This window comes from Citrobacter braakii (genome assembly GCF_002075345.1).
Classification (GTDB): Bacteria; Pseudomonadota; Gammaproteobacteria; order Enterobacterales; family Enterobacteriaceae; genus Citrobacter; species Citrobacter braakii.
On sequence record NZ_NAEW01000005.1, the window covers coordinates 234,956 to 249,677 of the forward strand.

At 52.2% G+C, this 14,722-nt stretch carries 12 protein-coding genes and 1 tRNA gene; 11 read left to right on the plus strand and 2 right to left on the minus strand.

Annotated features, from left to right (window positions below; all coding sequences use genetic code 11):
- The first annotated feature begins 44 nt into the window (after window positions 1-44).
- The 8 genes from BZK42_RS13230 (at window position 45) to BZK42_RS13270 (ending at window position 7,834) form a co-directional block, all read left to right on the plus strand.
- Window positions 45-121: transfer RNA gene (locus BZK42_RS13230), tRNA-Pro, on the plus strand.
- Window positions 122-608: 487 nt separating this feature from the next.
- Entirely contained in the window at window positions 609-845 is a 237-nt protein-coding gene (locus tag BZK42_RS28945; RefSeq protein WP_137398959.1) for a hypothetical protein, read from the plus strand.
- On the plus strand, window positions 760-2,367 hold the full coding sequence (gene dppA / locus BZK42_RS13240) for a dipeptide ABC transporter periplasmic-binding protein DppA (protein ID WP_016154904.1): 1,608 nt from the start codon (window positions 760-762) through the stop codon (window positions 2,365-2,367). The genes BZK42_RS28945 and dppA overlap by 86 nt, the downstream gene beginning before the upstream one ends.
- A gap of 161 nt (window positions 2,368-2,528) precedes the next feature.
- Complete coding sequence (gene dppB / locus BZK42_RS13250) at window positions 2,529-3,548, plus strand: dipeptide ABC transporter permease DppB (protein WP_016154903.1); 1,020 nt, start codon at window positions 2,529-2,531, stop codon at window positions 3,546-3,548.
- A gap of 9 nt (window positions 3,549-3,557) precedes the next feature.
- The gene (dppC, locus tag BZK42_RS13255) at window positions 3,558-4,460 is read left to right on the plus strand and encodes a dipeptide ABC transporter permease DppC (RefSeq protein WP_080859294.1); all 903 of its coding nucleotides are present in this window, start codon (window positions 3,558-3,560) and stop codon (window positions 4,458-4,460) included.
- A gap of 10 nt (window positions 4,461-4,470) precedes the next feature.
- Entirely contained in the window at window positions 4,471-5,454 is a 984-nt protein-coding gene (dppD, locus tag BZK42_RS13260; RefSeq protein ID WP_080859295.1) for a dipeptide ABC transporter ATP-binding protein, read from the plus strand.
- Entirely contained in the window at window positions 5,451-6,455 is a 1,005-nt protein-coding gene (dppF, locus tag BZK42_RS13265; RefSeq protein WP_003827418.1) for a dipeptide ABC transporter ATP-binding subunit DppF, read from the plus strand. The genes dppD and dppF overlap by 4 nt, the downstream gene beginning before the upstream one ends.
- A 176-nt stretch (window positions 6,456-6,631) precedes the next feature.
- Window positions 6,632-7,834 carry a sigma-54 interaction domain-containing protein gene (locus BZK42_RS13270; RefSeq protein ID WP_080859296.1) on the plus strand — a complete coding sequence of 401 codons (1,203 nt, stop codon included), beginning with the start codon at window positions 6,632-6,634 and terminating at the stop codon, window positions 7,832-7,834.
- Window positions 7,835-7,867: 33 nt separating this feature from the next.
- Here the strand turns inward: BZK42_RS13270 and BZK42_RS13275 are convergent, their stop codons facing one another.
- Together BZK42_RS13275 and megL are read right to left on the minus strand one after the other, a co-directional pair.
- Window positions 7,868-9,166 carry an SLC5/6 family protein gene (locus BZK42_RS13275; RefSeq protein ID WP_046274482.1) on the minus strand — a complete coding sequence of 433 codons (1,299 nt, stop codon included), beginning with the start codon at window positions 9,164-9,166 and terminating at the stop codon, window positions 7,868-7,870.
- A gap of 117 nt (window positions 9,167-9,283) precedes the next feature.
- Window positions 9,284-10,480 carry a methionine gamma-lyase gene (gene megL, locus BZK42_RS13280; RefSeq protein ID WP_003023295.1) on the minus strand — a complete coding sequence of 399 codons (1,197 nt, stop codon included), beginning with the start codon at window positions 10,478-10,480 and terminating at the stop codon, window positions 9,284-9,286.
- Between the two features lie 425 nt (window positions 10,481-10,905).
- Between megL and BZK42_RS28305 the strand changes: the two genes are divergently transcribed.
- From BZK42_RS28305 to dctA, 3 genes are all read left to right on the plus strand, one after another.
- A complete protein-coding gene (locus tag BZK42_RS28305; protein ID WP_141244092.1) occupies window positions 10,906-11,013 on the plus strand; it encodes a type I toxin-antitoxin system toxin Ldr family protein in 108 nt (35 codons plus the stop codon).
- Window positions 11,014-11,239: 226 nt separating this feature from the next.
- Entirely contained in the window at window positions 11,240-13,246 is a 2,007-nt protein-coding gene (gene hmsP / locus BZK42_RS13290; protein WP_032931922.1) for a biofilm formation regulator HmsP, read from the plus strand.
- Window positions 13,247-13,403: 157 nt separating this feature from the next.
- Window positions 13,404-14,690, plus strand: a complete 1,287-nt coding sequence (gene dctA / locus BZK42_RS13300; RefSeq protein WP_003023301.1) for a C4-dicarboxylate transporter DctC — start codon at window positions 13,404-13,406, stop codon at window positions 14,688-14,690.
- The last annotated feature ends 32 nt before the right edge of the window (window positions 14,691-14,722 follow it).

Sequence of the window (14,722 nt, forward strand, 5' to 3'; positions counted from 1 at the left end):
GGATTGACGGGGGCGCGGCTGAGCAGTAAGATGCGCCCCGCATTCGGTGATTGGCGCAGCCTGGTAGCGCACTTCGTTCGGGACGAAGGGGTCGGAGGTTCGAATCCTCTATCACCGACCAAATTCAAAACCCTGCTCAACGAGCAGGGTTTTTTGCATTAGTGGCGAGTAATCCTCTCTCTCCGACCAAAATTGACCTTCCTTTTATCTGCAAAAATTGTGCACCACTTCCCACTGACTGTTAACGATTCTGTGACATATTCCATTGCCTTTTTTTATATTTGCTTGAAACTTTTTTTGCGCTACTTATGGCTGAACCTGGCATTTTCCGCTGTGCGCTTTAGCGTTCATGGCATTAATCGCTCAGATATGCAGCATTAATTTAGAAAGTTTTAATAATTTGCATAAATGTTAATCACCAAATGTTGCGAAATATGAAGATGTTTATTCTGGCATAGTGCGCGTAGCACAAATTTCCCTGCTGAAAATGTCCTTCTGCACTTTTTTTAATCTTTGTTTGCGAATTCTCACCGTTGGTGTAAATCACGGTTACCTGTATTGACGTTTTCACATTCTGTTGACAGATTGTAGGGCATGAGGGGCATTTCATGGAGAATCCGCACTGCAACTCAGTCGCTTATGTGAACGGAATCCCTATCCTCTTAACGCCGACCCGGCCGGGTAAAAAACAAAAAAGGCCAGGCGGTGCAAACCCACTGCAAAGGGTAAAACAACAAACATCACATTTGGAGCAGAAGAATGAGTATTTCCTTGAAGAAGTCAGGGATGCTGAAGCTTGGTCTGAGCCTGGTGGCTATGACCTGCGCCGCAAGCGTACAGGCTAAAACTCTGGTTTATTGTTCAGAAGGATCTCCTGAAGGCTTTAACCCACAGCTTTTCACCTCTGGCACGACCTATGATGCCAGCTCCGTACCGATCTATAACCGCCTGGTCGAGTTCAAAACCGGTACAACTGAAGTGATCCCGGGCCTTGCTGAGAAGTGGGAAATCAGCGAAGACGGTAAAACCTATACCTTCCACCTGCGCCAGGGCGTGAAGTGGCAGGACAACAAAGATTTCAAACCGACGCGCGATTTAAACGCCGATGACGTGGTGTTCTCTTTCGATCGTCAGAAAAATGCCCAGAACCCGTACCACAAAGTCTCTGGCGGTAGCTATGAATACTTCGAAGGGATGGGTCTGCCAGATCTGATCTCCGAAGTGAAAAAAGTGGACGATAAAACCGTTCAGTTCGTGCTGACTCGCCCGGAGGCGCCTTTCCTGGCTGACCTGGCGATGGACTTCGCTTCTATTCTTTCCAAAGAATATGCAGACAACATGCTGAAAGCCGGTTCCCCGGAGAAAGTGGATCTGAACCCAATTGGGACCGGTCCGTTCCAGCTGCAGCAGTACCAGAAAGACTCCCGTATTCTGTATAAAGCATTCGAAGGTTACTGGGGTACCAAGCCACAGATTGACCGTCTGGTCTTCTCCATTACGCCTGACGCTTCCGTGCGTTACGCCAAACTGCAGAAGAACGAGTGCCAGGTGATGCCGTACCCGAACCCGGCAGATATCGCGCGCATGAAGCAGGATAAAAACATTAACCTGATGGAGCAGGCCGGTCTGAACGTTGGCTACCTCTCTTTCAACACCGAGAAGAAACCGTTTGATGACGTGAAAGTCCGTCAGGCGCTGACCTACGCGGTGAACAAAGAAGCCATCATTAAAGCGGTATATCAGGGCGCTGGCGTTGCCGCGAAAAACCTGATCCCACCGACCATGTGGGGCTATAACGACGACGTTAAAGACTACACCTACGATCCTGAAAAGGCTAAAGCGCTGCTGAAGGAAGCGGGTCAGGATAAAGGCTTTACCGTTGAGCTGTGGGCCATGCCGGTACAGCGTCCTTACAACCCGAACGCCCGCCGTATGGCGGAAATGGTTCAGGCTGACTGGGCGAAAATTGGCGTTCAGGCCAAGATAGTGACCTACGAGTGGGGCGAATATCTGAAACGCGCCAAAGCGGGTGAGCATCAGGCGGTGATGATGGGTTGGACCGGTGACAACGGGGATCCGGACAACTTCTTCGCCACCCTGTTCAGCTGTGCGGCAGCGAAAGACGGTTCCAACTACTCTCGCTGGTGCTACAAGCCGTTTGAAGATCTGATCCAGCCGGCGCGTGCGACCGACGATCACAACAAACGTATTGAACTGTACAAGCAAGCTCAGGTTGTTATGCACGATCAGGCCCCGGCTCTGATTGTTGCTCACTCCACCGTGTATGAACCAGTGCGTAAAGAAGTGAAAGGCTATGTGGTTGATCCATTAGGCAAACATCACTTCGAAAACGTCTCTGTCGAATAATTAAAAGCAAGCCAGGCAGCGCTACGGACCGTTAAGTCGGGTCACCGTAGCGCCACCTGACAGTAATGCTTTATCTCCCTCTCGCTGGAGGGGGAGATAAGATTTGTGAGCAATACAGATTCACGGTTCCAGGCCGTGCGTCATTAGAGAGAATCCGGGTTATGTTGCAGTTCATTCTCCGACGTTTGGGACTCGTCATCCCCACGTTTATCGGTATCACTCTTCTCACCTTTGCTTTCGTTCATATGATCCCCGGCGATCCGGTAATGATCATGGCGGGTGAGCGTGGAATTTCCCCTGAGCGTCATGCTCAACTGTTGGCTGAACTCGGTCTGGATAAACCGATGTGGCAGCAGTACCTCCATTACATCTGGGGGGTTATGCATGGTGATTTAGGTATCTCGCTGAAAAGCCGATTACCGGTGTGGGAAGAGTTCGTTCCTCGCTTTAAAGCAACGCTGGAACTTGGCGTCTGCGCGATGATTTTCGCCGTTGCGGTGGGTATTCCGGTGGGTGTACTTGCTGCCGTTAAGCGCGGCTCAATTTTCGACCACACTGCCGTTGGCCTGGCGCTGACCGGTTACTCCATGCCGATTTTCTGGTGGGGCATGATGCTGATCATGCTGGTTTCCGTGCAGTGGAACCTGACGCCGGTTTCCGGTCGGGTGAGCGACATGGTGTTCCTTGATGATTCCAATCCCCTGACCGGTTTTATGCTGATTGACACCGCCATTTGGGGTGAAGAGGGCAACTTTATCGATGCGCTGGCGCATATGATCCTGCCGGCAATGGTGCTTGGTACCATTCCTCTGGCGGTAATTGTGCGTATGACTCGTTCATCGATGCTGGAAGTACTGGGTGAAGATTACATTCGTACCGCACGCGCCAAAGGCCTGACCCGTATGCGCGTCATCATCATTCACGCTCTGCGTAACGCGATGCTGCCCGTTGTGACCGTTATCGGCCTGCAGGTCGGTACGTTATTGGCTGGGGCGATCCTGACCGAGACTATTTTCTCGTGGCCGGGACTGGGACGCTGGTTGATCGATGCGCTACAACGCCGTGATTATCCAGTGGTACAGGGCGGGGTACTGCTGGTCGCGACGATGATTATCCTCGTCAACCTGCTGGTAGACCTGCTGTACGGCGTGGTGAACCCGCGTATTCGGCATAGGAAGTAAGGGGCCATCATGTCACAGGTTACTGAAGATAAAGTTATTGCTGCACCGGTGCCCATGACCCCGCTGCAGGAGTTCTGGCACTATTTTAAACGCAACAAAGGTGCGGTTGTTGGGTTGGTGTACGTTGTAGTGATGATCCTGATTGCGGTCTTTGCCAACGTCCTCGCGCCGTACAACCCGGCAGAGCAGTTCCGCGATACGCTGCTGGCTCCTCCTGCGTGGCAGGAAGGCGGTACCATGGCGCATCTGTTTGGTACTGATGATGTGGGCCGCGATGTGCTGTCCCGCCTGATGTACGGTGCGCGTTTGTCTCTGTTGGTCGGCTGTCTGGTGGTGGTGCTCTCCCTGCTGATGGGCGTGATTCTCGGGCTGATTGCCGGTTACTTTGGTGGGATTGTCGATAACGTCATCATGCGTGTGGTCGATATCATGCTGGCACTGCCGAGCCTGTTACTGGCGCTGGTGCTGGTGGCGGTATTTGGGCCCTCGATTGGCAATGCCGCGCTGGCGCTGACGTTCGTGGCATTGCCGCACTATGTGCGTCTGACGCGCGCCGCCGTCCTGGTGGAGGTTAACCGCGACTACGTTACCGCATCCCGCGTGGCCGGAGCCGGTGCGATGCGCCAGATGTTCGTCAATATTCTTCCTAACTGTCTTGCGCCGCTGATTGTTCAGGCGTCGCTTGGCTTCTCTAACGCCATTCTCGATATGGCTGCCCTCGGCTTCCTGGGGATGGGCGCACAGCCGCCTACGCCGGAATGGGGCACCATGCTCTCTGACGTGTTGCAATTTGCCCAAAGCGCCTGGTGGGTCGTGACCTTCCCGGGGCTGGCAATCCTGCTGACGGTGCTGGCATTTAACCTGATGGGTGACGGTCTGCGTGACGCGCTCGATCCCAAACTGAAGCAGTAAGAGGTTCGAGATGGCGTTATTAAATGTAGATAAATTATCGGTGCACTTCGGCGATGTGGGGTCCGAATTCCGTGCCGTAGACCGCATTAGTTACAGCGTGAACCAGGGTGAAGTGGTTGGCATTGTAGGGGAGTCCGGCTCTGGTAAGTCCGTCAGCTCGCTGGCGATCATGGGATTGATTGACTACCCAGGCCGCGTTATGGCCGAAAATCTGGAGTTTAATGGCCGTGACCTGAAGCGCATCTCTGAGAAAGAGCGTCGCCAGTTAGTGGGCGCGGAAGTGGCGATGATCTTCCAGGACCCGATGACCAGCCTTAACCCGTGCTACACCGTCGGCTACCAGATTATGGAAGCCATTAAGGTGCACCAGGGCGGCAACAAAAAAACGCGTATTCAGCGGGCGATTGACCTGCTGACGCTGGTGGGGATCCCCGATCCGGCCTCGCGTCTGGATGTCTATCCGCACCAGTTGTCCGGTGGGATGAGCCAGCGCGTGATGATCGCGATGGCGATTGCCTGTCGTCCAAAGCTGTTGATTGCCGACGAACCGACAACGGCGCTGGATGTGACCATTCAGGCGCAGATCATCGAGCTACTGCTGGAATTGCAGCAAAAAGAGAACATGGCGCTGGTCTTAATCACGCACGACCTGGCGCTGGTGGCCGAAGCGGCGCACAAGATCATTGTGATGTACGCCGGGCAGGTAGTGGAAGCCGGGGCCGCGCAGGATATTTTCCGCGCGCCGCGTCATCCGTATACCCAGGCGTTGCTGCGCGCGTTGCCGGAGTTCGCTCAGGATAAAGCGCGTCTGGCTTCGTTGCCGGGCGTGGTGCCTGGTAAATATGACCGTCCGACCGGTTGTTTACTGAACCCGCGCTGCCCCTATGCGACTGGCAAATGCCGCGCTGAAGAACCTGAACTGAACCTGCTGGAAGGCGGTCGTCAGTCGAAATGCCATTACCCACTTGATGATGCCGGGAGGCCTGGGCTATGAGTACGCAAAAGGCCGCTTTGCCACAGCCGCTGTTGCAGGCAATTGACCTGAAAAAACACTACCCGGTGAAGAAGGGGATGTTCGCCCCGGAACGCCTGGTGAAAGCGCTGGACGGTGTCTCCTTTACCCTGGAACGCGGCAAAACGCTGGCGGTGGTGGGCGAGTCGGGCTGTGGGAAATCCACCCTTGGTCGCCTGCTGACGATGATTGAAGTCCCGACCGGCGGCGAGCTGTATTACCAGGGGCAGGATCTGCTTAAGCACGACCCGCAGGCGCAGAAGCTGCGCCGGCAGAAAATCCAGATTGTGTTCCAGAACCCTTACGGTTCCCTGAACCCGCGCAAGAAAGTAGGGCAGATTCTGGAAGAGCCGCTGCTGATCAACTCCACGCTAAGTAAAGAGGAGCGTCGTGAAAAAGCGCTGGCGATGATGGCGAAAGTGGGGCTGAAAACCGAGCACTACGACCGCTATCCGCACATGTTCTCCGGCGGTCAGCGTCAGCGTATTGCCATCGCTCGCGGGCTGATGCTTGATCCAGACGTGGTGATTGCCGACGAACCGGTCTCGGCGCTGGACGTTTCTGTTCGTGCGCAGGTGCTGAACCTGATGATGGACTTGCAGCAGGAACTGGGGCTGTCATACGTCTTTATCTCGCATGACCTGTCGGTGGTAGAGCACATTGCCGATGAGGTGATGGTGATGTATTTAGGCCGCTGTGTGGAAAAAGGAACGAAGGATCAGATCTTCAATAATCCGCGTCATCCGTATACGCAGGCGCTGCTCTCCGCGACGCCACGCCTGAACCCGGACGATCGCCGCGAGCGTATCAAGCTGACCGGTGAGCTGCCAAGTCCGCTGAATCCACCGCCGGGCTGTGCGTTCAATGCCCGCTGCCGTCGGCGTTTTGGTCCGTGTACCCAGCTTCAGCCGCAGCTGAAGGATTACGGTGGACAACTCGTGGCCTGTTTCGCTGTTGACCAGGATGAAAATCCACAGCAATAAACGTGGGTTATGACCTGATAACCGGAGCCTTGTGCTCCGGTTTTTTTATATTTTGTTTTTACGTCCACAATGTGAGTCCTCTGGCAGAACATTATTCCACAGCGTCTAAAATGTAGTCAGATTTCCTCTCGTCACAGAAATATCTATTTCGCAGTTGCTAACTGTCAGGAGCAAATGTGGTCACGATACGCTGGGATATTAAAACAATTGATCGTCTGTCGATGGTTGAGGATGTCCTGAAGGAATTTTCCTGCTGCGATATCAATATCATCTCCATGAAAGTCACACCTGGACGGATCCTGATTAAATCCTGGTGCCGCCAGTTACAGGATATTTCCTGCGTGCAATCCTGTTTAGGCCGGCGCGCCGATATTATTAACGTCGCTTACCTGTGTGAAGAGATAAGCGAACTGTCAACGCCTGAGCCGGAACGCCCGCGCTATTTCTCTGACATTATTTGTAGCAGCCAGAGCATGCACTCGCTTATCGAAAAGGCGATAAAAATTGCCGACAGCAAATATACCGTTTTGATCCGCGGCGATACGGGTACTGGCAAAGAACTGCTTGCCCGGGCTATCCATAATTCCGGGCAGCGACGTTTTTATCCGTTTATTCCGGTCAACTGCTCTGCGCTACCTGAGTCGTTGATGGAGAGTGAATTCTTTGGCTATGAGAGAGGGGCTTTTAGCGGTGCAGATTGTAAAGGCAAAAAAGGGCTGTTTGAAATGGCCGATAAAGGCACCCTTTTTCTCGATGAATTTGGTGAAATGTCGCTGAGCTTACAGGCTAAATTACTGCGCGTACTTCAGGATGGTGGGATCCGTCGCGTTGGCGGGGCGCAAATTATTCCGGTCAATGTGCGCATTATTGTGGCAACCAACGCCAATCTGGAAGAGATGGTGGAACAACGTCTGCTGCGCGCCGATCTCTATTACCGCATCAATGTACTTTCACTGACCATTCCGCCCCTGCGGGAGCGCCCGCAGGATATCAGCCTATTGATTCGCCACTTTGTGCAGAAATACGCGAAGGAATTCCAGCGACGGATCATTCTGGATAAGGCCTGCTTTGATGCCCTGCATCATCACACCTGGCCGGGAAACGTTCGCGAACTGGAAAATACCATCATTCGCCTGATGCTGATGGCGGAATCCGATGTCATTACGCGGGAAGAATTAGGGATGGTGAATTTGCCTGCTGTTGAGCTGACGCCGACAGAGCGTCCTTTTAAAGAACAGGTTTTGTGTGCTGAACGCCAGCTTATTGAACAGATGGTGGAAGAGAATGTGTCGTCGCGGCATATCGCTAAAGCGCTGGGGGTGTCACATACCACGGTACTGAATAAAATTCGCAGCTATCAACTGGAGAGTGTGAGTTAAGCGCCGTCAGTGACTGACGGCGCTGTAAACGGATTAGTCAATCAGCTTCAATAATGGCGACAGGCACAGCAGGATCCCGTACAACAGGATTAGCCAGGTTTTCAGCCCGCGTAGTTTTTCCAGTTGCGTTACTTTATAGATCAGGAAAAACGGAATAATACAGGACACAATCCCGTAAAGTGGGCTGCCCAACTGGAAGAACACCAGTACCGATACACGAAATGACACCCAGATCACCAGGGTGATAACAATAAAGGTGCAAATACCCAGCGTAAGCACCAGGGGATTAATTTTCTCCACATCAATAACGCGGCTCAGAACATTAAGAATAATACCCTTAATCGCCTCGTGGAACCCCAGATAAATACCAAAGAATGCGGTTAATACGGCGAAGATATTTAGCACCGTTGAGGTGATATGAATAATTTGCCCAGGAATGACTTGCGCTGCCAGCGCCAGTGCGGAAATATTTTGTTCGAAGGCCGAAACGGCCTCTTCATGACTAATAGAAAAGGTAAAAGAGAATGAGAAAAACAGAATGACCGCAATCAGCGTAATGTAACTGATGCGATGTGTGCGTATTGCCATGCGGGTGGCCAGAACCCGGTCCGCTACCCGCTTGCGGTAGGCGATGTTCATTGGGTTCAACACCTGAATAAACACCGCCGAGAAGAAGCAGAACGGGATGGTCAGCAGCACGTCGCGAAAAAAGACCGATGCTTCAGGGAATGCGCTGATATTAGAGAAGTTCCAGTGCGGAACCATCGCAAAACCAAACACGATGATGATCCCCACTTTGACTACCACCATCGGGCCGGAGATTTTAAACAGCAGCTTTTCTCCCCCGGAAGCAATGGCCACCAGCACGGCAAAAATGGCCACTTTATAGATTATCGATTGTGAAAGATCGGCATCGGTTAAGCCGAAGGTTTTGATATATGAGGCACTGTCAAAAACCACGGATAAGGAATAGATAAATATGCCGTGAATAATCATCAAAAAATAGATGACGCCAAGAAATACGCCCCAGTTTTTTCCCAGGTAATGACTGATAATATCGGTATAGTCATTACAAGTTTCACTTTCTGATAATGTTTTTAAATAAATATCCTGCACAATATAGGTTGCTGGATAGGCAATAATAAAGGCGACGATAAATACCCAAATGCCTGTTAAGCCTATTTGTACCGGCATCAGTACCGTTCCAGCACCAATTGCCATACCGATACACAGTAATACCCAGCCAAAGTCGTATTTCGTAAACGGTATTTTCTTTGAGAATGGTACGGTGGTTGCTGTATTGTTGCTTAGTTGTAATGTGTCGTCCTGCATAGAACCCCCTGCCCAAAATACGCGCACTCCCCGAAACAGGATTGCGCGTATTACCAGACTGTTGTGCCTTGATTCTCAACAACCTGAACCGATCGGCGTCGGTTCAGGTCATAATGGTCAGAATGTTGCCTTTCTGATGGCGTGTTCAAGGTCGTTAATAATATCTTCTGGATCTTCAAGACCTACAGAAAGACGGATAAGCCCGTCGGTAATACCTGCTTTAAGCCGTTCCTCTGGCGCAACGGGCGAATGTGTCATAGACGCTGGGTGCTGAATGAGGGTTTCGGTATCACCGAGACTGACCGCGAGGAGGCACAATTCTACAGAATTGATCATCCGTCTGCCAGCCTCGAGGCCGCCAGCGATTTCGAAGCTGATAATTCCTCCTGGCAGGCTCATCTGTCGCTGGCCCAGCTCATACTGCGGGTGTGAAGACAAGCCCGGATAATAAACGCGGGTAATGGATGGATGCCCCTCGAGGAAGCGGGCGATTTTCAATGCGTTTTCACAGTGGCGTTCCATACGTATACCCAGTGTTTTAACGCCGCGTAGCGTCAGCCACGCGTTGAAAGGGCTCATGCAGCCGCCGGTGATATCTTTCAGACCAACAAACCGCGCCTGGTCAATAAACTCCTGCTTACCAACAATGATGCCGCCAATCACGTCTCCGTGACCGTTGATATATTTAGTGACGCTGTGCACCACAATATCCGCGCCTAGCTGTAAAGGCTGCTGGCAGTACGGTGACATAAAGGTGTTATCCACCACCAGCAATGCGCCTTGTTGATGGGCGATACCGGCTACCGTTTCAATGTCGACCAGCGACAGCGTCGGGTTAGCGGGTGTTTCGATATACACTACTTTGGTTTCCGGGCGCATGGCGGCGCGGATTTCTTCAGGCTTTGCCGCATCGACGAAGCTGACGTTAATCCCAAACTTCGGCATGCTGTGCGACAAAAACGCGTGGGTGCAGCCGTAAATCGCGCTGGCGGAAACGATATGGTCGCCCTGCTGGCACAACGTCAGCAGCGTGGTGGTGATGGCAGAAATACCGGATGCGGTTGCCAGCCCGGCTTCACCTCTTTCCAGTACCGCCAGCTTTTTCTCCAGCGCATCGGTGGTGGGGTTACCCAAACGGGTGTAAATGTACCCGGACTCCTCGAGCGCAAAGCGGGCGGCACCTTGTTCGGCGCTGTCAAAAACAAACGTTGAAGTCTGGAAAATAGGCGTACTGAGCGCGCCAGTAGAAGGGTCGGGTTGTTGCCCCGCGTGAACGATCTGGGTGTTGAATCCGTAAGTACGACAGTCAGACATGATATCTCCTTTGATTCGGAACAGAACAGCTCACAGTCAAATAGCAATCGCTGTGCCAGAAAATGAAGGTATAGATATCAATGAGATATGTCTTTTTCTGTATTGAAGAGCGGCAGGAATGTTGCCAACTGGCAAGAATCTTTCCAGCGTAATGGTGAGAAAACAGGTGAAATGCGAGGCGCTACGCAGAGCCGTATATTGCGCAGTGATATGGCAAGTAGGCTACCGTAGAATCAGCGGCAAGCCGGGAATTCCCGGTGAGGCGCAATGTTGCGGGGGCTTGATCCCCGGCGGCATAGGTTGCTGGAAAGAGAAAACCCCCGCACGTTGTTAGGTATAAACCAGGCAACAAGACGGGGGCTAACTTGACTCCAGACAAGTTAAGAATAGCCGCGAACAGTTGCCATTGCAACACAGGCGGCTATATGACGCTCGCACAGTTAGGCGTGGCCTTCTGGCACGATTTAGCGGCTCCGATCATCGCTGGCATTATTGCCAGCCTGATTGTGAGCTGGCTGCGTAACGGGAAGTAATGCACCTTGCGGGCGTCTGTCTGCCGTGATGGCAACATGCGCCCGAACCAGGCCGCAGGGGGGAACCTTGCGGCCTTTTTCGGCTTAAATGCTGATAAATCTCGTCGCCAGGTGCCTATCCTGTCGGGATAATGCATGCTGGGAAGTTTTCAGATACCGCCTCTCTTAATACCGCTACGATCGGGTATACTCTGACGGCAGTTTCGTCTATCCGTGGAGAGTCAGTTTGCGTGTCAGTCGCTCGTTAACAATTAAGCAGATGGCAATGGTTGCGGCCGTTGTCATGGTGTTTGTGTTTATTTTTTGCACCGTTTTGTTGTTCCATCTGGTCCAGCAGAATCGCTACAACACGGCTACGCAACTGGAAAGTATCGCTCGCTCCGTCCGTGAACCTCTGTCGGGCACGATCCTGAAAGGGGATATTCCCGAAGCAGAAGCTATTTTAAGAAGTATTCGACCAGCAGGCGTGGTCAGCCGCGCCGATGTGGTGCTTCCCAATCAGTTTCAGGCGCTGCGGATGAGCTTTATTCCTGAACGCCCGGTTCCGGTTACGGTGACTCGCCTGTTTGAACTTCCGGTACAAATTTCGCTGCCGGTCTATTCTCTTGAGCGTTCAGCGAATCCGCAACCGCTGGCGTATCTGGTGCTACAGGCGGATTCGTACCGTATGTACAAGTTCGTGATGAGTACGCTCTCAACGTTAGTGACCATTTACTTACTTCTCTCGTTAATACTCACGGTAGCCATCTCATGGTGTATTAACAGATTGATTTTGCATCCATTACGTAAAATAGCGCGTGAGCTGAACGACATTCCCCAGCAGGATCTGATTGGCTATCAGCTGGCATTGCCGCGTCTGCATCAGGACGACGAGATTGGCCTGCTGGTGCGTAGCTACAACCTCAATCAGCAACTGATTCAGCGCCGCAGTGAAGAGCAAAGCGACCATTCAATGCGATTCCCGGTTTCTGAGCTGCCCAACAAGTCGTTTCTGATGGCGCTGCTGGAGCAGGTTGTGAATCGTCAGCAGACTACGGCGCTGATGATTGTCACCTGCGAAACCCTACGTGATACCGCGGGTGTGTTATCCGAGACCCAGCGGGAAATCCTGCTGCTTACGCTGGTTGAAAAGCTGAAGTCAGTATTGGCCCCCAGAATGGTGCTTACCCAGGTGAGCGGCTATGACTTTGCCATCATCGCACATGGTGTGAAAGAACCCTGGCATGCTATTACGCTAGGTCAGCAAGTGCTCACTATCGTTAACGAGCGATTACCGATTCAGGGTATTCAACTCCGTCCTACCTGCAACATTGGGGTGGCGATGTTTAATGGCGATTTGACCGCAGAACAGCTTTACCACCGCGCACTCTCAGCTGTGTTAACGTCGCGTCACAAGGGTAAAAACCGGATTCAGTTCTTTGACCCGTTGCAGATGGAAGAGGCGCAACAGCGTTTGACGGAAGAGAACGATATTCTTACCGCGCTGGATAACCATCAGTTTGCGCTCTGGATGCAGCCGCAGGTGGAGATGTCCAGCGGTAAGGTATTGAGCGCAGAAGCATTATTGCGAATGCAGCAGCCAGACGGAAGCTGGGAGCTGCCAGAAGGGTTAATCGACAGGATTGAGTCCTGTGGCCTGATGGTGACGGTCGGTTACTGGGTGCTGGAGGAGACATGTCGCCAGCTGTCAGCCTGGCAGGAACGCGGCCTGATGCTGCCGCTCTCGGTGAACCTGTCTGCGCTACAGCTGATGCATCCGAGTATGGTGTCGGATCTGCTGGAATTGCTAAACCGCTATCGCATCAAGCCTGGGACGTTGATTCTGGAAGTGACCGAAAGCCGGCACATTGATGATCCTAATGCCGCTGTGGCTATTTTACGCCCGCTGCGCAACGCGGGCGTGCGTATCGCGCTGGACGATTTTGGTATGGGGTATGCGGGCCTGCGGCAGCTGCAGCACATGAAGTCGCTCCCGGTGGATGTACTCAAAATCGATAAGATGTTTGTCGATGGCGTCCCTGAAGATTGCAGCATGATCTCCGCCATCATTCAGTTGGCGCATAGCCTCAATTTGCAGATGATCGCTGAGGGCGTCGAAACCGAAGCGCAACGCGAATGGTTATCACAAGCGGGGGTAGAAGTGGCACAAGGGTTCCTGTTTGCCCGGCCGGTTCCGGCGAATATCTTCGAAGAACGTTATCTGACGCCGAAAAACGCTGATTACAAAAGTTAAAAAAGGTCTCGCTTGTGCGAGCCAGCTCAAAATTTTTAACATTTCTGTATCAATTATGATCCAGGCGCATTTCTGTCATGTTGTGTGGGTGTTACTTTAAGGCCGCAGGTTAAACAAAACCTTACAAGACCTGTGGTTTTTACTTTAAGGACACCCTATGAAAACCTCTATATTCAAAAGCCTTTACTTTCAGGTCCTGACAGCAATTGCCATAGGTATCCTCCTTGGCCATTACTACCCTGAATTAGGCGCCCAAATGAAGCCACTTGGTGATGCTTTCGTGAAGCTCATCAAAATGGTCATCGCACCTGTCATCTTCTGTACTGTCGTCACCGGCATTGCAGGCATGGAAAGTATGAAAGCCGTAGGCCGCACCGGTGCGGTTGCACTGCTTTATTTTGAAATTGTCAGTACGATTGCGCTGATCATCGGCCTTATCATCGTCAACGTGGTGCAACCCGGTGCCGGTATGAACGTCGATCCGGCGACGCTGGATGCCAAAGCGGTTGCGATTTACGCCGAACAGGCAAAAGACCAGGGGATCGTAGGCTTCCTGATGGATATTATCCCGGGTAGCGTCATTGGCGCGTTCGCCAGTGGCAACATCCTGCAGGTATTGCTGTTTGCGGTTATGTTTGGTTTTGCGCTGCATCGTTTAGGTAGCAAAGGCCAGATGATTTTCAACGTGATTGAAAGCTTCTCGCAGGTTATTTTTGGCATCATCAACATGATCATGCGCTTGGCGCCGATCGGTGCTTTCGGTGCCATGGCCTTTACCATCGGTAAATATGGCGTCGGGACGCTGGTGCAGTTGGGTCAGTTGATCATCTGTTTCTACATCACCTGTATTCTGTTTGTGGTTGTGGTGTTGGGTTCGATTGCGCGTGCAACCGGCTTCAGCATTTTCAAATTCATCCGCTATATCCGTGAAGAACTGCTGATCGTTCTGGGCACCTCTTCTTCCGAGTCCGCGCTGCCGCGTATGCTCGATAAGATGGAAAAACTGGGCTGTCGCAAGTCGGTTGTCGGGTTGGTTATACCCACGGGCTACTCGTTTAACCTTGATGGGACATCAATCTATCTGACGATGGCGGCGGTATTTATCGCTCAGGCCACCAACAGTCATATGGATATCTTCCATCAGATAACCCTGCTGGTGGTGCTCCTGCTCTCTTCAAAAGGTGCTGCGGGTGTGACCGGGAGTGGCTTTATTGTTCTGGCCGCGACTATCTCCGCTGTGGGCCATTTACCGGTTGCTGGTCTGGCGCTGATTCTCGGTATTGACCGCTTTATGTCTGAAGCCCGTGCGCTGACTAACCTGGTCGGTAACGGTGTGGCAACTGTTGTAGTAGCGAAATGGGTGAAAGAACTGGACCATAAAAAGCTGGATGATGTGCTGAATAATCGTGCGCCGGATGGCAAAACGCACGAAATATCCTCTTAATCTCTCCACTTATGCCCGTAGTCCCTTCCAGG